This is a genomic window from Variovorax sp. VNK109, from assembly GCF_049445855.1.
GTDB lineage: Bacteria > Pseudomonadota > Gammaproteobacteria > Burkholderiales > Burkholderiaceae_C > JAGOCV01.
The window spans coordinates 139,926-161,372 of the sequence record NZ_JBMSDV010000004.1 but is presented as its reverse complement, the minus strand read 5'-3'; the positions used below and the strand labels follow the sequence as shown (position 1 = coordinate 161,372).

The window sequence follows — 21,447 nt, the reverse complement described above, 5'->3', positions numbered from 1 at the left end:
ACCGCTATCAACGATTGGACATTTTGTCCCAGGGCTTAGCTTGTAACTGCCTGGACCCGCTTTACCTAGGGGTGAAAAGTAAATGAGTACGACAGAGATGGCAATGCCCACAAGCCCTTCCGCAGTACCCCCCGTACTGCGCAACAGCGAGTCCAACCCGTCGGTGGCCCCGAGCGAAATCGCCGTCGGCGTGGTGATCGGGCGCTCCTCCGAGTATTTCGACTTCTTTGTCTACGGGATCGCCTCGGTCCTGGTCTTCCCGGCGGCCTTCTTCCCGTACCTCAGCCCGCTCGAAGGACAGCTCATGTCCTTTGCGCTGGTGGCGCTCGCGTTCTGCGTGCGCCCCATCGGCACGCTGGCAGGCATGGAGATCCAGCGCCGCTGGGGTCGCGGCGCCAAGCTGACCGTCGCGCTGATGATGCTGGGTACATCCACAGTGGGTATCGGCATCCTGCCCGTTCACACAGAAGCGACGCCCTGGGCCGGCCTGCTGCTCGCGCTGCTGCGCATCGGTCAGGGCCTGGCGCTCGGCGGTTCCTGGGACGGCCTGCCTTCGCTGCTGGCGCTGAATGCGCCGCGCCACAAGCGCGGCTGGTACGCCATGCTGGGCCAGCTGGGAGCACCGCTGGGCCTGCTGGTGGCAGCCGGCCTGTACGCGTACCTGTGGTTCACCATCAGCCCCGAAGAGTTCATCACCTGGGGCTGGCGCTATCCGTTCTTTGCGGCGTTCGCCATCAACGTGGTGGCGCTGTTCGCACGGCTGCGCCTCGTCGTCACGCACGAATACGACCGTGAACTGCAGGCCCGCGAACTCGAACCCTGCAAGCCTGCCGAACTCTTGCGCGAGCAGGGCAGCAACCTGCTGCTGGGTGCGTTCGCGCCGCTGGCCAGCTATGCGTTGTTCCACCTCGTCACGTTCTTCCCGCTGTCGTGGATCCTGCTGGAAGGGGGCCGGCCGATCGGCCCGCTGCTCGTGGTCGAGGTGATCGCCGCGCTGCTGTGCGCCGCCGCCATGCCGATCTCGGGCTGGCTGTCGGACCGCTACAGCCGCCTGCGCCTGCTGGGCAGCCTGTCCATCGCGATCGGCGTGTGGAGCCTGGCCGCACCCTTCCTGCTGGAGCGCAGCATCGCGGGGCAGAACGTGTTCATCCTGAGCGGCGCCATCCTGCTGGGACTGTCTTACGCGCAGGCGGCAGGCCCGCTCACATCGAACTTCCTGCCGCGCTTCCGCTACACGGGCGCAGCGTTGTCCACCGATCTGGCGTGGTTGTTCGGCGCGGCGTTCGCGCCGCTGGTGGTGCTGTGGCTGTCGGAGCGCTTCGGCCTCGTGTCGGTCACGTTCTACCTGCTGTCGGGCGTGGTCGTGACGATGCTCACGCTGCTCTTCAACCGCGCGCGCCGCCGCGCGGCGACATCGGCAGCGGGCAAGCACTGACGGCGGCTCACTCCCCGGCGAACTGCCCGTCGATGTAATACCAGCGCCCGTGCTCGCGCACGAAGCGGCTGGTCTCGTGCAGCCGTTCCGCGCGCCCGTTCGTGGTGCGCAGGCGGGCCACGAACTCCACCACCCCCGCATCGGCCGTGCTCTCGGCGTGACGCACCTCGAGGCCCAGCCACTTGATGGGCTGCAGTTCCAGATCACCCGGTGCGGTGCCCGGGTGCCAGGTGGCCATGAGGTAGTCGATCAGCCCCAGCACATACGCGCTGTAGCGCGAACGCATGAGTGCTTCGGGCGTATCGGCATGCACGCCTTCCTTCAGCCCCGCATGCCAGCGGCCGCAACACGCGCCGTATTCGCGGTCGCTGCCGCACGGGCAGGCGGCCGTGGGCGAGAGGCCGACGCGCCTGGACGGCGTCATGCCACCGGCTCCGGCTTGATGCGCACGGGTTTGATGCGCACTGCCGCGATGACGCCGGCGATCAGCAGCACGATGCCCGCGAGTGTGAGCGCGCCGGGCCAGCTGCCGCGCAGCAGGAAGGCATAGAGCAGCGCGGCCAGCGTCTCGAACACGATGAGCTGGCCGACCAGCGCCGTCGGCAGGCGCTGGCTCGCCGCGTTCCAGCACAGCGTGCCCAGCCATGACGCGAACAGGCCGATGGCCACCATGAGCCCGATGAAATGCAGGGGCCGCGGCCCGAGCGGCAGCGGGAACGTGTCCGTGCTGGCAGAAGGCGACAGCACGCCTGTCCACAGCAGGAAGCCGGCATACCCGACGAGCGCGAGCGGCAGTGTGGTGAGGCCCTGCGCCGTCGCCCACGCGCGCGGGTTGCGGTCCGGGTGCGCGCGCATCCAGCGGCCATTGCGGATGGGGTACCAGGTCCAGCAGATCACCGCGCCCACGGCAAGCAGCGCGCCGACAGCGTACCGCGCGCCGCCGCTTTCGCTGCCGTGCCTGCGCAACTCGTCCACCTCGGCCTGGTTCACGCACGCGATGCCTGCGAGGATGATGCCAAGCGGCAAGGCCAGCTTGCCCCACGGCAGCCGGCCATCGCGCTGGTGGCTCACGAGGTTGGCGGTGATGGCGATCACGACGGGCAGCGTGCCGATGATCATGGTCGGCAGCGGCGCACCCGCGCGCTGGATGGCACTGGAGAGGAACAGGTAATAGAAGATGTTGCCGACGGCGGCCAGCTTCAGCGCCTCGACCCAATCGTCACGCGAAAGCCGCCGGAGCTCCGTGCGATCGAACCACGCCAGCGGCAGCGCAATGAGCCCGAAGGCCAGATAACGACCGAAGGTGTGCAAGGCCGCCGGGTATTCCGGCAGCAGCAACGGGCCCACGAACACCAGCCCCCACATCAGCCCCGCCATCAGCGCGAAGGCAACCCCTGACCACATTTCTTCATTCCGTTTCTCTGTGCACCCGCAGTGTGCAACACGTTGTCACGTTCTTTCGGCGTCTTCCCGTGGCCCAATTCGCGCCCAGGGAGAAGGTCATTCATGCCAAGCGCTTTCCAGACCGCCGTGAAACTGATTCTTGCGGCGGCCAATACAGATCAACCACACCATGAAGCCGTACTCAACATCGGGGCCACGCCTGAATACCTGCGAAAGCACGCAGCATTTCCCGAGCTGGACCTGATCGTCACCGGCAAGACCATCGATAAGGTCCACTTCGAGCATGGCATCACGAGAAGTCAGCTGGCAAGGCTTCCGGCACTGCTTGAAGCGCCCAAGGCGCTGTACCGCTCGGACACCGTCGGCGGCGCGATTGTCGTGACGTTCGAATTGAAGAACAGCAACCCGATCATCATCGCGGTCCATCCCGCAAAGCTCGTCGGACGCCAGCGATTCAACGTCATCGCCAGCATCTACGACAAACCTGCGGAAATCACGCTGCGCTGGCAGCAAAAAGGCTTGTTGCTATGGAAATCGCCGACACAATGAAAATGTCCCGCTGGCTACACGACATTTCGGCTCTGATTGCCTGGTGTGGGACGTAGCGAACGGGACAGGTCGTAGTTTATCAGGCCTACCGCCGACAGCCAACCCCACTACTCAACGCAAAAGCTTCAGCACTTTCCACCCGGCGGACTGCGCATGTGCCAGCAGCTTCGCGTCCGGGTCCACGACGACCGCGCGCTTCGCAGCGTTGAGCAGCGGCAGGTCGTTGATGGAGTCGCTGTAGGCAGTGCTGTCGAAGTCCTTCAGCTTGTGGCCGCGCGCTTTCAGCCAGTGGTGCAGCCGCTCGACCTTGCCGTCGCGCATGTTCAGCGTTCCTTCTGTGCGGCCGGTGAACAGGCCGCCCACGATCTCGGCTTCCGTCGCGATGAGGTGTTCGATGTCCAGGTACATCGCCGTGAGTTCGGTGATGAAGCGGTTGGTGGCCGTGGTCAGCACCACGAGGTCGCCGGCGTCCAGATGGCTGCGCACGAGTTCCGCCGCGTCCCGCGGGACGCGCGGCACGACGCATTGCGCCAGGAACTCCTGGCGCAGCGGCTCCCATTGCGCAGGGGTGCGGCCCGCCAGGGTGCTCACGTAGAAGTTCGCGTATTCGGCCACGCCGACCGTGCCGGCCTTGTAGCGCGCGTCCATGTCGGCATTGCGCGCGGCGAACGCCTCGCGCGGCAGCACACCGCGGTCCATGAGGAAGTCGCACCACAGCACGTCACTGTCGCCGGACAGCAGCGTGTGGTCGAGGTCGAACAGCGCGAGCTTCACGCGGTGGCCGGCACCGGGGAGACGGCGCTCGCGCGCGCGTCGGTGATCTTTTTGGCGGCGAGCACGGCAGCCAGGAAGTCGTCCAGGATGGCGGTGTCGTCGATGGTGTCCGATCCGGGTTTGTGGAACTCCGGGTGCCACTGCACGGCCGCGATGTAGCCCTTGCCCGTGTCGCGCCGGCGGATGGCCTCGACCAGCCCGTCGGTGACGCTGAAGGCTTCGGCATCGAATTCGGGCGACAGGTCCTTGATGGCCTGGTGATGGATGCTGTTCACGCGCACGCGCTCCACGCCCGGGTACATGGCCGACAGGCGGGAGCCCTGGCGGATGTCCACGCTGTGGTAGTTGAGGTCGTAGGTGGTCGCGTCGCGGTGGACGAAGGACTCGGGCACCTGCGTGTTGATGTCCTGGTAGAGCGTGCCGCCGAAGGCGACGTTGAGCAACTGCAACCCGCGGCACACGCCGAAGATGGGTTTGCCGCGCACCTCGAAGGCGGCGACCAGGGCCTTGTCGTATTCGTCGCGGATGCGGTCGCCGCTCCAGCGTTCTTCCAGCGGCTCCTCGCCGTAGCTGCCGGGCCAGACGTCGGCACCGCCATGCAGCACGAGGCCGTCGAGCCATTCGGCGTAGTGGTCGAAGGTGACGTCGCCGCGCTGCGTCACGCCCGTCGGGCAGGGCACCATGACGACCATGGCGCCGGAGGACATGAGCCAGTGGGCGATGGTCTGCTCCACATACTGGAGCGTCTTGCCGGTGAACAGGGACCGTTGTGGATCGGCGTGCGAGAAGCAGGCGGACAGACCGATTTTCAGGCGGCTCGCTGCGGGAATCATGGAATGCACATCTCCTTGCGTGGGGTGGATCTTCAGGCCGGCTCGCCGGAGGCGATGCCCAGATCCTTCAGTGTCAACCCGACGGCGCGGACGGCTTGTTCCATTTCGTTACGGCCAATGGCGCCGATGCAGCCCACGCGGAAGGTTTCGACCTGCGTGAGCTTACCCGGATAGAGCACGAAACCGCGCGCCCTGGCGCCTTCATAGAACTTCCGGAAGTCGTACTTCGTGTCACCGGGTGCATGGAATGTCACGATGATCGGCGCCTGCACGGACGGATCGAGGAAGGGCCTGAACCCGAGTTCCGCCATGCCGTTCACCAGCGCCACGCAGTTGTCGGCATAGCGCGCCAGACGTGCGGGCTGGCCGCCCTCCGCCTCGAACTGCGCGATGGCTTCGGCCAGCGCAGCCACCACGTGCGTAGGCGGCGTGAAGCGCCACTGGCCGGTCTTCTCCATGTAGACGTACTGGTCGTGCAGGTCCATGGCGAGCGACTGGCTGTTGCCCGCGCAACTGTCGAGCACGGCCTTGCGGATGAACACGAAGCCCATGCCCGGTACGCCTTCGAGGCACTTGCCGCTGGCGGCGACGAGCGCGTCGAACTTCATGCGGCGCGCATCGATGGGCAACGCCGCGAACGAGCTCATGGCATCGACGATGAGGCCCTTGCCCTGCGCAGCGCAGACCTCGGACACTTCCTGCAGCGGGTTGAGCACGCCTGCGCCGGTCTCGCAGTGGATCATCAGCACGTGCGTGATGCTCGCGTCTTCCTTGAGCTTCTCGCTCAAGGCGGCGGGCGAGACGGGTTCGTCGTCGCCGAAGCTGACCACCGTGCACCGGCGGCCCATCATGCCGGTGAGCTTCGCGGCGCGCTTGCAGTACGCGCCGTTGTCCAGCACCAGCACGTGGCCGTCGCGCGGCACGACAGTCGCCACGGCGGCTTCCACACTGAAGGTGCCGCTGCCCTGCAGCGGCACGACGACGTGCGTCTCCTCGCCGTGCACGATGGCCAGAAGGCTCTTGCGCACGCGCGCGGTCAGCTCGTTGAAGCTCGTGTCCCACGAACCCCAGTCGCGCAGCATGGCGAGCTTGGTGCGCAGCGTGGTGGTGAGCGGGCCGGGGGTGAGGAGGATGTTGTCTCTGTCCATATGTCAGTCTCTTTTATCGTGATGCGTGCCGCCAGGCCTGCGTGCGGCGGTCGACCCAGCGACCCAGCAGCATGAAGAGCACGGTGGCCACGCCCGACACTGCCGTCACCAGCACGGCCATGGCTGCGGCGGGGCTGAGCTCGCCGGCCTCGTCCATGTTGAGGATGGCCAGCGACGCCAGACGTGTCTCGGGCGAGTAGAGGAACACCACCGCCGAGATGGTGGTCATGGCGTTGATGAAGAAGTAGCGCGCGATGTCCACCAGCGCCGGTGTGCAGATGGGCAGCGTGACACGCCAGAACGTCTTGAAGAACGGCACCTTGAGCGAGGCGCTCACGGCTTCGAATTCGCCGTCCAGGCTCTTGAGCGCCGTCACTGCGGTGAGATGGCTCGTCGTGTAGAAGTGGACGATGGTGCAGATCGTCATGATGGTGAGCGTGTGGTACAGCCCGTTGAGCGGGTTGTCCGGTGCGTTGAAGAAGAAGATGTAGCCCAGGCCCAGCACGAGACCGGGCACCGCCATCGGCAGCATGACCATCAGCCGCACCAGGCCGCGCAGGCCGCCCATGCCGCGGGTCTTCTCCAGCAGGTAGGCGCCGGTGAAGACGATCAAGGTGCCGAAAACCGCCGCGCCTGCCGCCATCTTGATGCTGTTGATGAAGCCCACACCCACCTCGTTGTCCACCAGGCCATAGATGTAGTGGCGCAAGCTCGGCGTGAGGTTGTAGGGCCAGAAGGTCACGAAGGACGCGAACACCGCCATGCCCAGCATCGCGAGCATGAATGCGGCGATGACACTGCAATAACCGGTCATGGCGAGGTCGAAGCCGCGTGACGGGCTCGGGTTGTAAGGCACGGCGCGCGCGGTGAGCATGGCCGTCTGCTTGCGCTGCACGATGAAGTCGGCCCCGAAAGTCACCACCGCCGGCAGCAGCAGCAGGATAGCGACCACCGAGCCCTTGGCGAAGTCCTGCTGGCCGATGACGAGCTTGAACACGTCGGTGGCAAGCATGTTGAAACTGCCGCCGATGACCTTCGGGATGCCGAAGTCGGTGATGACCAGTGTGAAGGTGACGAGCGCCGCCGAGATGAGCCCGTACTTCGCGCCCGGCAGCGTGATGGTGAAGAACTTGCGCGCGGCCGACGTGCCCATGGCATCGGCCGCTTCGTACAGGCGCGCGTCCGAAAGTGTGAGTGCGGTCACGAGGATCATGAGCGCATGCGGGAACACCGCCAGGCACTCGGCCAGCACGATGCCCGGCGCGCCGTAGATCTCGTCGAACCCGAGGGTCTGCAGGAAGCCCTTGGCCACGCCCTGGTTGCCGAACCAGTAGATCAGCGAGATGGCCGAGAGCAGCGAGGGCGACAGCAGCGGGATGAGGGTGATCGCGCGGAACACGCCCTTGGCCGGCATGCACGAGCGCGTGAGCGCGTAAGCGAAGCCGAAAGCCAGCGGCACGGCGATGGCCGTGACCAGCGCCGACACCCACAGGCTGTTCCACAGGCTCTGCAGCAGCACCGGCGACTGCGCATACTCGATGAAGTTGGTGAGGCCGACGAACTCGCCCTGCTTGCCCTCGACCGCCTGGCTCAGGATGGCAAAGAGCGGCATCGCGAGGAACGCGACCAGCAGCAGCGCAATGATCGCGATGCCCGCATGCGCGATGCGGTCGGTCCAGTGCGCGCGCTGGCGCAGTTCCGCGCCGGGCTGATTCAGGACGGTGGCAGCCATCAGAACACCCGCACGCGTTCCTGCAGCAGGCGCAGGCGCAGGCTGGAGCCCACTTCGAGGGACTGCTCGGCCAGGAAGTTGAGCGAGAGGTACACGACCAGCGGCTGCGCGGGCAGCACATCCGAGGTCACATGCACGTGGCAGTAGGAACCGAGGAACTCGATCTTCTCGATGCGCGAATCGAACACGTGGGCGTCCCCTTCGGCAATCGGGCGCGCGAGCACGTCCTCGGGCCGCAGGTAGATGCGCACCTCACGATCTGTCGGGCTTTCGCCCGCCGCATGTGGAATGCGCAGACCACCGGCCTCGAGCATGCCGGCCGTCAGCCGCCCCGGCAGCACGTTGGCCTTGCCCACGAAGTCGGCCACGAACGGCGAGGCCGGTTCACGGTACACCTCCTGCGGTGTGCCGACCTGTTCGATGACGCCATGGTTCATCACCACGATGCGGTCGGCCACGGCGAGCGCTTCCTCCTGGTCGTGCGTGACCATGATGGTCGTCACGCCCAGCGTCTGCTGCAACGCGCGGATTTCCCCGCGCAGGCGAACGCGCTCCAGCGCATCGAGCGCCGACAGCGGTTCGTCCAGCAACAGCAGGCCCGGCGACGTGGCGAGCGCGCGCGCCAGCGCGATGCGCTGCTGCTGCCCGCCTGACAACTGGCTCGGGTATTTCGGTTCGCTGCCCGGCAGGCCGACCAGCTTCACGAGTTCGCTCACGCGCTTGCCGATCTCGGCCCGCGGTGTCTTGCGGTTCACGAGGCCGTAGGCCACGTTGTCCGCCACGCTCAGGTTGGGAAACAGCGCGTAGCTCTGGAACACGATGCCATAGTCGCGCTGGGCGGGCGGCAACACCGAGATGTCGCGCCCGTTCTGCCACACCTCGCCGCTGGTGTGCATCTCCAGCCCGGCGATGATCCGCAACAGCGTCGTCTTGCCACAGCCCGAAGGGCCGAGGAAGCAGACGAACTCGCCCTTGCGGATGCCGAGGTTGATGTCCTTCAGCGCGGTGAACGCGCCGAATTCCTTGCGGACACGGCGCAGGTCGAGGTAGTTGTCCTGGCTCACCGGAGGATCAGCGCTTCTCGGATTTGGCGTTGTAGCGCTTGGTCCACTCGGCGAGGACACGCTCGCGGCTGGAAGCGGACTTCTCGAAGTCCATCTTCACCAGACGCGACTCGTAATCGGCCGGGATGTTGGCCAGCTTCGGCGCCACGCCCGGCTGCGCGGTGATGGCGAAGTTCTTGCCGTACAGGATCATCGCGTCCTTGCTGGAAGCCCAGTCGGCCAGCTTCTTGGCGGCTTCGAGCTTCTTGGTGCCCTTGTGGATGGCGAATGCTTCCAGGTCCCAGCCCAGGCCTTCCTTGGGGAACACGAGTTCGATCGGTGCGCCCTTGGCCTTGTTGCTGTGCGCGCGGTATTCGAAGGAGATGCCCGCGACGAATTCACCGGCAGCAGCCATGTTGCAGGGCTTGGAGCCGGAGTGCGTGTACTGCGCGATGTTCTCGTGCAGTGCGTCCATGTACTTCCAGCCGCCGCCCTTGCCGTTGTCGTCACCCCAGAGGGTGAGCCACGCCACCACGTCGAAGTAGCCGGTGCCCGACGACGCCGGGTTGGGCATCACGACCTGGCCCTTGAACTCGGGCTTGAGCAGGTCCTTCCAGGTGGTGGGCAGGGGGATGTTGCGCTTCTTGGCCTCGACGGTGTTGAAGCAGACGGTGGCACCGTACACGTCCATGCCCCACCAGGCGGGCGGGTTCTTCTTGTCACGGTACTGACTCATGATCGCATCAAGATTCAGCGGTGCATACGGTTCGAGCATGCCTTGCTGGGCGAACAGTGCGAGGCCCGAAGCGGCAACGCCCCAGATCACGTCGGCCTGCGGATTGGCCTTCTCGGCGAGCAGCTTGGCGATGACGACACCGGTCGAGTCGCGGACCCACTTGATCTCGATGTTGGGCTCGACCTTGTTGAAGGCTTCCTGGTAGGCCTTGAGCTGGTCGGTCTCCAGCGCGGTGTAGACGAGCAGCTGGGTTTTCTGCGCGAGTGCGGCGCCGGCGGACGCGGCGAGCACGAGTGCGGCCACGGATTTCAAGAGAGAGGACAAACGCATGAGGGCTCCTTCATCAGGGGGAAATTGCAGTTTGCGAACCATCGGTGACGTCGCGGTGACGGCTTTGCCCTTGGGTCGCGCGGTCTGACGCCAACGCTTTGCAAGAAGCAAGCCACCCCGGCCGCTTGACTGGATTTAACGTCTGCTCACTGTATGTTGTCAATTGTTTTTCGTAGATTGTTGACAATTTTGACGGATGTGCTCCAATCGGGGCCATGAGTGCAGTGCCCAATCCGACCATCGCCCTGTTGCAGAGCAGTTCACTCACCACAGTGGTGCAACAGGAAATCGAACGCGCCATCCTGGCTGGTGAATACGAACCCGGGAGCAAGCTGATCGAAGCCACGCTCGCCGAGAAGATGGGCGTTTCGCGCGGTCCCGTGCGCGAGGCCTTCCGCATGCTCGAGGAAGCCGGGCTCGTGCGCACCGAGAAGAACCGCGGTGTGTTCGTACGCGACATCCCCATCGACGAAGCCATCGAGATCTTCGACCTGCGCGCCGCCATGGACGAGCTCGTCGGCCGTCAGCTCGCCAGGAACATCACGCCCGCGCAGATCAAGGAGCTGCGCGGCATGGTGGACGCCATGGAAAAGGCCGTGAAGACCGAGGACGCGCATGGCTATCACCTGATCAACCTGAAGTTCCACGACCGGCTGGTGGAGATGGCAGGCAACCGCAAGCTCAACGCGATCTACCGCAAGCTGATCAAGGAAATCTCTCTTTTCCGCCGGCTCAATCTGGCCGACGGCTGGCTCATGCCCATTTCGGCCAACGAACACCGGCAAATCCTCAAGGCCATCGCCTCCGGCGATGCCAACGCGGCCGGCCGTGCGATGTACGAGCACGTGATGGAGAGCAAGGAGCGCACGATCGAGAACGACGTGCGCCGCCAGTCGGGCGCGCCGGGCGATGGCCTTGCGCCCAGAAAACGCCTGTCGGCCGCCAAGGCCCCAACCGGAAAGGCCAAACGTGGCAACCCCTGACATGACAGACAAACTCTCGGTCAACGACCGCACCTATCGGCAGCCGCAGGCACCCACTGTCGTGGTGTGCGTGGACGGTTGCGAACCCGACTACCTCGCGCAGGCCGTGGCGACCGGCCACATGCCCTGGCTGAAGAAGACGCTGGCCGAAGGCAGCGCCCTCGTCGCCGAGTGCGTGGTGCCGAGCTTCACCAATCCCAACAACCTGTCCATCGTGACCGGCGCGCCGCCCTCGGTGCACGGCATCTGCGGCAACTACCTCTACGACACCGCCTCGGGCACCGAGGTGATGATGAACGACCCGAAGTGGCTGCGCGCGCCCACACTGCTGGCCGCATTGGCCGACTCGGGCAAGTCGGTCGCCGTGGTCACCGCCAAGGACAAGCTGCGCCGCCTGCTCGGCCACAAGATGAAGGGCATCTGCTTCTCGTCGGAAAAGTCGGACCAGGTGACGATGGAAGAGAACGGCATCGACGACGTGCTGGGCCTCGTCGGCCTGCCCGTGCCGAGTGTCTACAGCGCAGACCTGTCGGAATTCGTCTTCGCCGCCGGCGTGAAGCTGATGGAGAAGCACCGCCCCGACGTGATGTACCTCTCCACCACCGACTACGTGCAGCACAAGCACGCACCGGGCACGGACGGCGCCAACAGCTTCTACACCATGATGGACGGCTACCTCGCGCAACTCGACGCGATGGGCTGCGTGATCGCGCTCACCGCCGACCATGGCATGAACGCCAAGGTGGCCATGGACGGCCAGCCCGACGTGATCTACCTGCAGGACTGGTTCGACCAGGCCATCGGAACGGGCAAGGCACGCGTGATCCTGCCCATCACCGACCCTTACGTGGTGCACCACGGCGCGCTCGGTTCGTTCGCCACGGTCTACCTGCCCGAAGGCACGGACGTGGAAGCCACGCGCGCGCGCCTGGCCGCACAGAAGGGCATGGAGACCGTGCTCACCCGTGAGCAGGCTGCCGAACGCTTCGAGTTGCCGACCGATCGCATCGGCGACATCGTGGCCGTGTCCGAGCGATTCACCGTCGTCGGTACCTCGGCGTCCAGGCACGACCTCTCGGGCCTGGATGCGCCGCTGCGTTCGCACGGCGGCATCAGCGAGCAGCGCGTGCCGCTGATCGTCAACCGCAAGCTGCCGGGGCTGGACCTGAACCGGCGCTTCCGCAATTTCGATGCATTCGACCTGGCGCTGAACTATGCGCAGTGAACCCGGTACCGCAAAAGTCGAGACAGGCTTCCCCATGATCGAACAGTACATCCGCGACCATCAGCTCGACGCGATGCGCATCGCCGGCCGCGTGGTCGGCGCAGGTCGCGAGCGCGCCATCAGCGTCGAGAACCCGTTCACCGGCCGGCCGATCGGCCAGGTGCCCAAGGCCACGCTGGAAGAAGTGCGCGAAGCCTATACCATCGCCCATGCGTACCAGCCGAAGCTCACGCGATTCGAACGCGCGGCCATCCTGAACAAGGCAGCCGCGATCATCCGTGACCGGCTGGACGAGGTGGCGAACCTCATCACCGCCGAAGCGGGTCTTTCGATCAAGGACGCGATCTACGAAGCCGGCCGCGTGAGCGACGTGCTGCTGTTCGGCGCCAACGAGGTGCTGAAGGACGACGGACAGATTTTCAGCTGCGACCTGACGCCTCATGGCAAGAAGCGGCGCGTGTACACGCAGCGCTCGCCGCTGCTCGGTGTCATCACCGCCATCACGCCGTTCAACCACCCCATGAATCAGGTGGCGCACAAGGTCGTGCCCAGCATCGCGACCAACAACCGCATGGTGCTCAAGCCCTCGGAGAAGGTGCCGTTCTCGGCCATCCTGTTCACGTGCATCCTGTATGAAGCGGGGTTGCCGCCGGAGATGCTGAGCGTCATCACCGGCGACCCGCGCGAAATTGCCGACGAGCTGATCACCAACCCGCACGTGGACCTGGTCACGTTCACCGGCGGTGTGTCCATCGGCAAGTACATCGCGTCGAAGGCAGGCTACCGCCGCATGGTGCTGGAGCTCGGCGGCAACGACCCGATCATCGTGATGGAAGACGCGGACCTCGACGAAGCCTCGTCGCTCGCGGTGCAGGGCAGCTACAAGAATTCTGGCCAGCGCTGCACGGCCATCAAGCGCATGCTGGTGCACGAGAGCGTGGCTTCGCGCTTCACCGAGATGGTGGTCGAGAAGACGCGCGCCTGGAAGCACGGCGACCCGATGGACAAGGCCAACGACATGGGCACCGTGATCGACGCACAGGCGGCGACGCTGTTCGAGTCGCGCGTGAACGAAGCGGTGTCGCAAGGCGCGCGCCTGCTCGTGGGCAACCAGCGCGACGGCGCGCTTTATGCCCCTACCGTGCTCGACAACGTGCAGCCCACCATGGCCGTGGCACTGGAAGAGACTTTCGGACCGGTGTCGCCGATCATCCGCTTCAGGGATATCGACGACGCCATCCGCATCTCCAACGGCACGGCCTATGGCCTGTCGAGCTCGGTGTGCACGAATCGCCTCGACTACATCACGCGCTTCATCAACGAGCTGCACGTGGGCACGGTCAACGTGCGAGAAGTGCCGGGCTATCGCCTGGAACTCACGCCCTTCGGCGGCATCAAGGACTCGGGCCTGGGCTACAAGGAAGGCGTGCAGGAAGCGATCAAGAGCTTCACCAATCTCAAGACCTACTCCCTTCCCTGGGTCTGATCACATGGCACTCACGCTCGACGACATCGAACGCCTCTTCGCCGAACGCGGCGGCGAGCAGTACAGCGGCGAGCCGGTGACGCAGCTGGAGCACGCGTTGCAGAGCGCCGCGCTGGCTGAAGCCGAAGGCGCGGACGACGCGCTGGTGACCGCCGCGCTGCTGCACGACCTGGGCCACCTGCTGCACGACTTCGGCGAGTCGCCCACCATGCGCGGCATCGACGACGTCCACCAGTACCGTGCGCTGCCCTTCCTGCGCGGCCTGTTCGACGACGCCGTGCTCTCGCCCATCAAGTTGCATGTGGACGCCAAGCGCTACCTGTGCGCATCGCGGCCCGGCTACTACGAGAGCCTGTCCGCCGATTCGAAGCGGTCGCTCGCATTGCAGGGCGGCATCTACAGCAGCGACGAAGCCGGTGCCTTCATCGCACAGCCCGGGGCCGAAGCCGCGGTGCGCCTTCGCATCTGGGACGACCTGGCCAAGGTCGAAGGTCTTCCGACGCCGCCGCTTTCGTACTACATCGACCGCGCGCGGCGCTGCATGGCCGCATGAGCCTGACCTGGCCGATCGTGGGCGCCGTGCTGTTCGGCGCGCTGCTGCATGCGAGCTGGAACGCGCTGGTGAAGTCCAGCACCGACAAGGCGATGGACACGGCGCTGATCCACCTGCTGGGCTCGCTCGTCGCCATTCCCATCATCGTGTTCACGGGTTGGCCGCCAGCGGCTGCGTGGCCGTACATCGCCGCTTCGGCGACGGTCCACATCGGCTACTACATCGCGCTCACCAAGGCCTACAAGCACGGCGACCTGGGGCTGACCTATCCTCTCATGCGCGGCACCGCGCCGTTGCTGGTGGCGCTGTCGGCCGCTTTCACGCTGGGCGAACATCTCTCGCCGTTCGCCTGGGCGGGTGTGGCGGGCATCTGCTGCGGCGTGTTGTCACTGGGCCTGTCGCGCCATGCCCTCGATTCGCGGCGTGCCGTGGGCTTCGCGCTCATCAACGCGGTGATCATCGCGGTCTACACCATCGTCGACGCGCTGGGTGCGCGCGCCAGCGTGGCCGCAGGCGGCACGGTCGGGCAATACATCGTCGCGCTGTTCGTGCTGGACGGCTGGCCGTTCGCGCTGATCGTGCTGGCCCGGCGCAGCGGTGCGGTCGTGTGGCCCTATGCACGCGCACGCTGGCCGGTGGCGCTGGGTGGTGCGCTGGCTTCGTTCGGCTCGTACGGCATCGCGCTGTGGGCCATGACGCGTGCACCGGTCGCGCTGGTGGCTGCGCTGCGCGAGACCTCGGTGCTGTTCGCGGCACTGCTGGGCACTTTCTTCCTCAAGGAAGCATTCACCGTGCGGCGTGCCATGGGTACCGCCGCCATCGTCGCGGGCGTGATGGCGCTGCGGCTCGGCTAGGAACCCGCCATGCCCATTCCCTCCCAAGCGCAGATCGTCATCGTGGGCGGCGGCATTGCCGGCTGTTCGGTGGCCTATCACCTCGCGAAGCTCGGGCGCACCGACGTGCTGCTGCTGGAACAAGGCAAGCTCACGAGCGGCACCACCTGGCACGCCGCGGGCCTGGTCGGGCAGATGCGGCCCAACCGCAACATGACGCAGATGAGCAAGTACGGCATCGAGCTGTACGCGACGCTCGAAGCAGAGACCGGTCTTGCCACTGGCTGGAAGCAGTGCGGCAGCGTCAACGTGGCGCGCACACCCGAGCGCATGAAGGTGCTGAAGAAGCAGGTGGCGCTGGCGCGCAGCTTCGGTGTCGAGTGCCATCTCATCACGCCCGATGAAGCAGGCGAAAAGTATCCGGTGATGCGCACCGACGACCTGCAGGGCGCGATCTGGCTGCCGGGTGACGGCAAGGCCAATCCGGCAGACCTGTGCATGTCGCTGGCCAAGGGTGCACGCAACCGCGGCGTGAAGATCGTCGAGGACATCGAGGTCACGGGGGTCATCACGGAGAGGGGGCCAGACGGCCCACGCGCCGTCGGCGTGAAGACATCGCAGGGCGACGTGCGCTGTGAAGTCATCGTGAACTGCGCAGGCCAGTGGGCGCGTCAGTTCGGCGCGCTGGCGGGGGTGAACGTGCCGCTGTTCTCGGCGGAACATTTCTACATCGTCACCGGCAGGATCGACGGCGTGCACCCGATGCTGCCGGTGATGCGCGACCCCGACGGCTACATCTACTACAAGGAAGAAGTCGGCGGCCTGGTGATGGGCGGCTTCGAACCGCAGGCCAAGCCGTGGAAGGTCGACCCGGTTCCACGCGACTTCCAGTTCCAGCTGCTCGGCGAGGACTGGGATCAGTTCGAGATCCTCATGACGAACGCGATGCATCGCACGCCGTGCCTGGAGACGGCCGAGGTCAAGATGCTGCTCAACGGCCCGGAGAGTTTCACGCCGGACGGCAACTTCATCCTGGGCGAAGCGCCGGAACTGCGCAACTATTTCGTCTGCGCGGGCTTCAATTCGGCGGGCATTGCCAACAGCGGTGGCGCAGGCCGCCTGATGGCCGAATGGATCGTCGGCGGCGAGCCGAGCGCTGACCTGTGGGACGTGGACATCCGCCGCTTCGGCGCGTTCACCGGCAACCGGCGCGCGTTGTCGGAACGCACGGGCGAAACGCTGGGTCTGCACTATGCGATGCGCTGGCCGCGCCAGGAACTCGTCACCGCGCGTCCGCTGCGCACTTCGCCGCTGTACGACCTGCTCGCCGCGAAGGGCGCGGAGTTCGGCAGCAGGAACGGCTGGGAACGGGCGAACTATTTCAAGGGCACTGACCCGGTCAAGGGCATTGACCCGGCGCCGCCGTACACGCTCGGCATGCCCGGCTGGCTGCCGTTCGTGCAGGCCGAGCAGAAGGCCACGCGCGAAACCGTTGCCGTCTACGACCAGACCTCGTTTTCCAAACTGCTGTTGCAGGGCCGCGATGCACTCGCGGTACTTCAGCGCCTGTGCGCGAACGAGATGGATGTGCCCGTCGGCAAGATGGTCTACACGCCGATGCTCAACGAGCGCGGCGGCTTCGAGAGTGACCTCACCGTCATCCGCGAAGCGCCCGACCGCAACGGCGAGCGCTTCCTCATCGTGACCGGCTCGGCGCAGACGGTACGCGACATGGACTGGATAGGCCGGCACATCGAGGCGCATGAGCACGCGGTGCTCACCGATGTCACGGCGCTGTACAGCGTCATCTCGGTGATGGGTCCGAGGGCGCGCGAGCTTCTGGCGCGCGTGAGCCCCGACGACCTGTCGCCGCAGGCGCTGAAGTTCTCGTGGACCCGCATGATCGACCTCGGCTTTGCCCGCGTGCGCGCCGCGCGCATGAGCTATGTCGGCGGACCGGGCTTCGAGCTCTATGTGCCGGTGGAGATGGCGCGGCACGTGTATCTTGCTTTGCACGAAGCCGGCCAGGACCTGGGCATGAAGGACGCCGGCTACTACGCGCTCGATGCATTGCGCATCGAACAGGGCCGCCGTGCCTGGGGCGCCGAGATCGGGCCGGACGAAACGCCGTGGGAAGCGGGCCTCTCGTTCGCGGTGAAGCTGGACAAACCCGCTCCGTTCAACGGCCGCGATGCCTTGCTGCAGAAAAAGGATGCGCCGCTGCGCAAGAAGCTCGTGACGCTGGTGTTCGACTCGCCCGACGTGTACGCATGGGGCGGCGAGTCCATCATGATGGACGGGCACACGGTCGGCGAGATCACCTCCGTCGGCTGGAGTCCGCTGGCGAATGCGTGCGTGGCGCTGGGTTACGTGCGCGCTGCAACGGCTGCCGTGGCGCACGCCGGCACCTTGGCGCACATCGACCTGTGGGGCGAGCCCGTCGGCGTGAAGCTGTTCGACCGCTGGCCGGTCTGATCGTCAGCGGAAGGTCGCGCGCGCATTGGTCTGCGTCGGCACCACATCGTCGGACCGCACGCGGACCGCGCCGTCGTCGGTGAGCGTGATGCAGCCCGCGCGCGTGCAGATCTGCAGCGGATCGCGCTCCGTGGCGATGTTCACGCTGCCATCGGCGTTGTAGGCTGCACTGAACGTCGCACCGCGGACCTCGATGACTGCGCGCTGGGTGTGCAACTCGATGCCCGGCACATCGGGCGGCAGGGCCTTGCCTGTCCATCGCAGCGTGCCCGCGCCGAACAGGAGGCGCAGCGGCTGCCGCGCCGCGCGTGCGGAGGTCAGTTCGAACTGCGAACCCGGCTGAAGCGAGAGCATCGCGCCTTCCGACAGGCGCATCTGCAGTTTGCCGTCGGCGCCGGTGACGATGGCGTCGCCCCAGCCGATCGGCGCACCGCGCGTGAGCGGCGCAGCACCGGTGGCGCGGTGGACGCGTGCGTCGCCAGAGGCGAAGAGCACCGAAGCAGCCGGAGATGAAGACGCAGACGTCTCCGGATTCTGTGCGTGTGCAGCTGCAACGGCACACGCCAGACCGAGCATTGCGAGCAGGCGGGAAGGGCACGCGCGGCGGACCATGGATGCAGTATGCCGCGCCATCGTCAATCTTCCGTCAAAGCCCCTTGTCCACCATGTCGAGCAGTCGCTGGCCGACCTTGTCGATCTGCGGGCCGACCACCGGGCCGAGGGGGCCGTCAATCACCAGCATGGCCAGCCCGTGCACCGCAGACCAGGCCACGAACTCGGCGCCCGGCCGGCGCGCTGCGGGCATCGCGCCGGCCGCGACCATGTCGTCGAGCGCGGCGCACAGCAGTTCGAGCGGGTTGAGGCCCGAGTCGCCCGCCCGCGCGAGGTCGGGTTGCCGGGCTTCGTCGGCGAGGTCTTCCGATTTGGAGAAGGCGGTGCGGAACAGGCCCGGTTCCGTGAGCGCAAATTTCAGGTACCCCGTGCCGACGGCAGACACGCGCGCTCGCGCGCGGTCAGCGGCCTTGAGCTTCGGCGGGACCGCCGCGAGTTCGGCCTCCATCGCACGCGCAACGGCAGAAAGCGCCTCGGCACGCACGGCCTGCAGCAGGGCCTCGCGATTGGCGAAATGCCGGTACGCCGCGTTGGGCACCACACCCGCGCGACGCGTGGCCTCTCGCAGCACCACGGCTTCGGGGCCGCCGCCGCGCGCGAGCGCCACGCCGGCGTCCAGCAATGCACGCCGCAGGTCACCGTGGCGGTAGGTGCTGCGCGGTTTCGGGCTGCGCGGCCGTGACACGGGTTTGACGGCAGCAGTTCTGTCAGCAGGTTTGCGAGGCATTACAAATCGGATGTGGACACTGTCCATTATGTCTGATATGGTTTGTGGACGGTGTACACAAATGAAAGGAGACCCGTATGATCGTTCAGCCCTACCTCTCGTTCGAGGGGCGTTGTGAGGAGGCGCTCGAGTTCTACAAGAAGGCCATCGGCGCGCGCGTGACCATGCTCATGCGCATGAAGGACATGCCCGACCAGCCGCCGCCCGGCACCTTTCCCGCCGGGGCGGAAGACAAGATCGCCCACTCGTCCTTCATGATCGGCGACAGCGAAGTCATGGCCTCCGACGGCATGATGAACAGCCAGATGGAGTTCAAGGGGGTGACGCTCTCGATCGGCTGCAAGGACGAGGCAGAGTCGAAGAAGTTCTTCAACGCGCTCGCCGACGGCGGCCAGGTGCAGATGCCGCTGGGCAAGACCTTCTTCTCGCCGTCATTTGGCTGCGTGTTCGACAAGTTCGGCGTGTCGTGGATGGTCATCGTGCCCAGCCCGGAATACGGAGGCCCGCAATGAAGGCCGAAGCCACATCCCACCACCAGTGGTTGCGCCGTCTCATCGGCGAGTGGACATTCGAAGGTGAAGCCGACATGGGCGACGGCCAGCCCGCGGTGAAAAGCCGCGGCACCGAGACCGTCCGCGCGCTCGGCGACGTGTGGGTCATCTGCGAGGGGCAAACCACCATGCCCGACGACGGCGGTACTGGGTACATGGTCATGACCATCGGCTACTCTGCGGACAAGGGCGCGTATGTCGGCAACTGGGTCGGGTCCATGATGACGCACCAGTTCGTCTACGAAGGCCAGATCAACGGCTGCGGCGACGCACTGCCGCTCATGACCGAGGGCCCGAGCTTCGCAGCTGACGGCAAGACAGTGCGGTACTGCGACACCATCACCTTCGTGAACGACGACGAGCGTTGGCTCACGTCTTCCGTCAGGCAGGAAGACGGCAGCTGGAAGCAGTTCATGAAGATGGTCTACAAACGCAGGAAGTGAACGCCCATGAGGGAGACAACGAGGCACATGACACGCGACATCGAACACAACAAACGCTGGACGGCCCTCGTCCTCCTGTGCCTGGGCGAACTGATGATCGTGCTGGACACGACCATCGTGAACGTGGCGCTTCCCTCCATCCGCAGCGACCTCGGTTTCAGCGAAACCTCGCTCGTGTGGGTGATCAATGCCTACATGCTCACCTATGGCGGCTTCCTGCTGCTGGGCGGGCGGCTGGGCGACCTGTACGGGCAGAAGCGCCTGTTCCTCGGTGGGCTCGCGTTCTTCACGCTGGCATCGGCCGCGTGCGGCTTCGCGAATTCGCAGGGGCTGCTGATCACCGCGCGTGCCGTGCAGGGCCTGGGTGGTGCGGTGGTGTCAGCCGTGGCGCTGTCGCTCATCATGAACCTCTTCACTGAAGCCGGCGAACGTGCCAAGGCCATGGGCTTCTACGGATTCGTGTGCGCAGGCGGCGGCAGCGTGGGCGTGTTGCTGGGCGGCGTGCTCACCAGCGCGCTCAGCTGGCACTGGATCTTCCTCGTCAACCTGCCGCTGGGCGTGGCCATCTACGCGGCCTGCGTGCGCATGCTGCCGCAGGACAGGTTGCAGGGCAGCAACCAGAAGCTCGACGTTGCCGGTGCGCTCACCATCACGCTCTCGCTCATGATGGCCGTGTACGCCATCGTCGGCGGCAACGAGGCGGGATGGACATCGCTTCAATCGGTCGGATTGCTCGGCGGCGCTGTCGTGCTGCTTGTCGCTTTCATCGTCATCGAATCGCGTGTGGCGGCACCGCTCGTGCCGCTCGGCCTCTTCAAGCTGCGCAACCTCACGCTCGCCAACATCGTCGGCGTGCTGTGGGCCGCGTCGATGTTCGCGTGGTTCTTCATGTCCGCGCTCTACCTGCAACTGGTGCTGGGATACGACGCCATGCTCGTCGGCCTCGCGTTCCTGCCATCCAACCTGGTCATGGCCGCGTTCTCGCTCGGCCTGTCCGCGAAGATGGTGATGCGCTGGGGCATCCGCGTGCCTCTGTCACTCGGTCTCGCACTCGTGGCTGCGGGTCTTGCGTTGTTCGCACGTGCGCCGGTCGACGGCACGTTCTGGATGGATGTGCAGCCCGGCATGCTGCTGCTCGGCCTGGGTGTCGGCATGGCGCTCAACCCGGTGCTGCTGGTGGCGATGGGCGATGTGGAGCCGAGCGAATCGGGGCTGGCGTCGGGCGTGGTGAACACCGCGTTCATGATGGGCGGCGCTCTCGGCCTCGCGATCCTCGTGGCCGTGGCCGATGCGCGCACGGCCGTGCTCACGGCAGCCGGGGCGGCGACGCCTGTTGCGCTCAACGGTGGCTATCAGCTGGCATTCCTGATCGGTGCGATAGCAGCAGGTGCGGCGGCGGTCATCGGCGGGGTGTGGCTGCGGCCGAAGCCGATGAAAGCTGGCCATGAAACAACGTTGCACGCATAGGGTGGGAGGATTTGTCGCGAGTCGACGACATACCGGGTGCGCGTTTCCAACTCTTACTTCTATGCTTGAAGCACGGTGAAACCTGCGCGGAATCTCGGTTGTCTTTAG

At 65.9% G+C, this 21,447-nt stretch carries 21 protein-coding genes; 11 read left to right on the top strand and 10 right to left on the bottom strand.

Features of this window, described 5'->3' with window-relative positions; all coding sequences use genetic code 11:
* Nucleotides 1-82: 82 nt before the first annotated feature.
* Nucleotides 83-1,435: an MFS transporter gene (locus ACO2Q9_RS15135; protein ID WP_423312637.1), complete on the top strand. Its 1,353-nt coding sequence runs from the start codon at nucleotides 83-85 to the stop codon at nucleotides 1,433-1,435.
* Between the two features lie 7 nt (nucleotides 1,436-1,442).
* Here the strand turns inward: ACO2Q9_RS15135 and ACO2Q9_RS15130 are convergent, their stop codons facing one another.
* Complete coding sequence (locus ACO2Q9_RS15130) at nucleotides 1,443-1,859, bottom strand: YchJ family protein (RefSeq protein ID WP_423312636.1); 417 nt, start codon at nucleotides 1,857-1,859, stop codon at nucleotides 1,443-1,445.
* Nucleotides 1,856-2,839 (bottom strand): DMT family transporter, encoded by a 984-nt coding sequence (locus tag ACO2Q9_RS15125; RefSeq protein WP_423312635.1) that lies wholly within the window; start codon nucleotides 2,837-2,839, stop codon nucleotides 1,856-1,858. The genes ACO2Q9_RS15130 and ACO2Q9_RS15125 overlap by 4 nt, the downstream gene beginning before the upstream one ends.
* A gap of 102 nt (nucleotides 2,840-2,941) precedes the next feature.
* Between ACO2Q9_RS15125 and ACO2Q9_RS15120 the strand changes: the two genes are divergently transcribed.
* Complete coding sequence (locus ACO2Q9_RS15120) at nucleotides 2,942-3,388, top strand: hypothetical protein (RefSeq protein WP_423312634.1); 447 nt, start codon at nucleotides 2,942-2,944, stop codon at nucleotides 3,386-3,388.
* A gap of 111 nt (nucleotides 3,389-3,499) precedes the next feature.
* On the opposite strand, the gene ACO2Q9_RS15115 is transcribed toward ACO2Q9_RS15120, so the two are convergent.
* The 6 genes from ACO2Q9_RS15115 to ACO2Q9_RS15090 are packed head-to-tail and all read right to left on the bottom strand — an operon-like array spanning nucleotide 3,500 to nucleotide 9,984.
* The gene (locus tag ACO2Q9_RS15115; protein ID WP_423312633.1) at nucleotides 3,500-4,162 is read right to left on the bottom strand and encodes an HAD family hydrolase; all 663 of its coding nucleotides are present in this window, start codon (nucleotides 4,160-4,162) and stop codon (nucleotides 3,500-3,502) included.
* On the bottom strand, nucleotides 4,159-4,995 hold the full coding sequence (locus ACO2Q9_RS15110) for a gamma-glutamyl-gamma-aminobutyrate hydrolase family protein (RefSeq protein WP_423312632.1): 837 nt from the start codon (nucleotides 4,993-4,995) through the stop codon (nucleotides 4,159-4,161). Before ACO2Q9_RS15110 ends, ACO2Q9_RS15115 begins: the two co-directional genes overlap by 4 nt.
* A 32-nt stretch (nucleotides 4,996-5,027) precedes the next feature.
* Nucleotides 5,028-6,143, bottom strand: coding sequence for a 2-aminoethylphosphonate--pyruvate transaminase (locus ACO2Q9_RS15105; RefSeq protein ID WP_423312631.1), 1,116 nt, complete (start codon nucleotides 6,141-6,143; stop codon nucleotides 5,028-5,030).
* A gap of 13 nt (nucleotides 6,144-6,156) precedes the next feature.
* Complete coding sequence (locus ACO2Q9_RS15100; protein WP_423312630.1) at nucleotides 6,157-7,875, bottom strand: putative 2-aminoethylphosphonate ABC transporter permease subunit; 1,719 nt, start codon at nucleotides 7,873-7,875, stop codon at nucleotides 6,157-6,159.
* Entirely contained in the window at nucleotides 7,875-8,939 is a 1,065-nt protein-coding gene (locus tag ACO2Q9_RS15095) for a putative 2-aminoethylphosphonate ABC transporter ATP-binding protein (RefSeq protein ID WP_423312629.1), read from the bottom strand. Before ACO2Q9_RS15095 ends, ACO2Q9_RS15100 begins: the two co-directional genes overlap by 1 nt.
* A 7-nt stretch (nucleotides 8,940-8,946) precedes the next feature.
* Nucleotides 8,947-9,984 (bottom strand): putative 2-aminoethylphosphonate ABC transporter substrate-binding protein, encoded by a 1,038-nt coding sequence (locus ACO2Q9_RS15090; protein ID WP_423312628.1) that lies wholly within the window; start codon nucleotides 9,982-9,984, stop codon nucleotides 8,947-8,949.
* 215 nt (nucleotides 9,985-10,199) lie between these two features.
* Here ACO2Q9_RS15090 and ACO2Q9_RS15085 point away from each other — a divergent pair, with 215 nt between their 5' ends.
* The 6 genes from ACO2Q9_RS15085 to ACO2Q9_RS15060 are packed head-to-tail and all read left to right on the top strand — an operon-like array spanning nucleotide 10,200 to nucleotide 17,539.
* Nucleotides 10,200-10,967 (top strand): phosphonate utilization associated transcriptional regulator, encoded by a 768-nt coding sequence (locus ACO2Q9_RS15085; RefSeq protein WP_423312627.1) that lies wholly within the window; start codon nucleotides 10,200-10,202, stop codon nucleotides 10,965-10,967.
* Between the two features lies 1 nt (nucleotide 10,968).
* Entirely contained in the window at nucleotides 10,969-12,192 is a 1,224-nt protein-coding gene (gene phnA, locus ACO2Q9_RS15080; protein ID WP_423312626.1) for a phosphonoacetate hydrolase, read from the top strand.
* A 34-nt stretch (nucleotides 12,193-12,226) separates the two neighbouring features.
* Nucleotides 12,227-13,678 carry a phosphonoacetaldehyde dehydrogenase gene (gene phnY, locus ACO2Q9_RS15075; RefSeq protein ID WP_423312625.1) on the top strand — a complete coding sequence of 484 codons (1,452 nt, stop codon included), beginning with the start codon at nucleotides 12,227-12,229 and terminating at the stop codon, nucleotides 13,676-13,678.
* Between the two features lie 4 nt (nucleotides 13,679-13,682).
* Nucleotides 13,683-14,231 (top strand): phosphonate degradation HD-domain oxygenase, encoded by a 549-nt coding sequence (locus ACO2Q9_RS15070; protein WP_423312624.1) that lies wholly within the window; start codon nucleotides 13,683-13,685, stop codon nucleotides 14,229-14,231.
* Nucleotides 14,228-15,085 carry an EamA family transporter gene (locus ACO2Q9_RS15065; RefSeq protein WP_423312623.1) on the top strand — a complete coding sequence of 286 codons (858 nt, stop codon included), beginning with the start codon at nucleotides 14,228-14,230 and terminating at the stop codon, nucleotides 15,083-15,085. Before ACO2Q9_RS15070 ends, ACO2Q9_RS15065 begins: the two co-directional genes overlap by 4 nt.
* A 9-nt stretch (nucleotides 15,086-15,094) precedes the next feature.
* Nucleotides 15,095-17,539, top strand: coding sequence for a GcvT family protein (locus tag ACO2Q9_RS15060; protein ID WP_423312622.1), 2,445 nt, complete (start codon nucleotides 15,095-15,097; stop codon nucleotides 17,537-17,539).
* Nucleotides 17,540-17,542: 3 nt separating this feature from the next.
* Here the strand turns inward: ACO2Q9_RS15060 and ACO2Q9_RS15055 are convergent, their stop codons facing one another.
* Together ACO2Q9_RS15055 and ACO2Q9_RS15050 are read right to left on the bottom strand one after the other, a co-directional pair.
* Nucleotides 17,543-18,151: a FecR domain-containing protein gene (locus tag ACO2Q9_RS15055; RefSeq protein WP_423312621.1), complete on the bottom strand. Its 609-nt coding sequence runs from the start codon at nucleotides 18,149-18,151 to the stop codon at nucleotides 17,543-17,545.
* A gap of 34 nt (nucleotides 18,152-18,185) precedes the next feature.
* Nucleotides 18,186-18,878 (bottom strand): TetR/AcrR family transcriptional regulator, encoded by a 693-nt coding sequence (locus ACO2Q9_RS15050; RefSeq protein WP_423312620.1) that lies wholly within the window; start codon nucleotides 18,876-18,878, stop codon nucleotides 18,186-18,188.
* A gap of 77 nt (nucleotides 18,879-18,955) precedes the next feature.
* Between ACO2Q9_RS15050 and ACO2Q9_RS15045 the strand changes: the two genes are divergently transcribed.
* Genes ACO2Q9_RS15045 through ACO2Q9_RS15035 form a run of 3 tightly spaced genes read left to right on the top strand, consistent with a single transcriptional unit; the run spans nucleotide 18,956 to nucleotide 21,339 of the window.
* On the top strand, nucleotides 18,956-19,390 hold the full coding sequence (locus ACO2Q9_RS15045; RefSeq protein ID WP_423312619.1) for a VOC family protein: 435 nt from the start codon (nucleotides 18,956-18,958) through the stop codon (nucleotides 19,388-19,390).
* On the top strand, nucleotides 19,387-19,872 hold the full coding sequence (locus ACO2Q9_RS15040; protein WP_423312618.1) for a DUF1579 domain-containing protein: 486 nt from the start codon (nucleotides 19,387-19,389) through the stop codon (nucleotides 19,870-19,872). Before ACO2Q9_RS15045 ends, ACO2Q9_RS15040 begins: the two co-directional genes overlap by 4 nt.
* Nucleotides 19,873-19,899: 27 nt before the next feature.
* On the top strand, nucleotides 19,900-21,339 hold the full coding sequence (locus ACO2Q9_RS15035) for a DHA2 family efflux MFS transporter permease subunit (RefSeq protein WP_423312617.1): 1,440 nt from the start codon (nucleotides 19,900-19,902) through the stop codon (nucleotides 21,337-21,339).
* The last annotated feature ends 108 nt before the right edge of the window (nucleotides 21,340-21,447 follow it).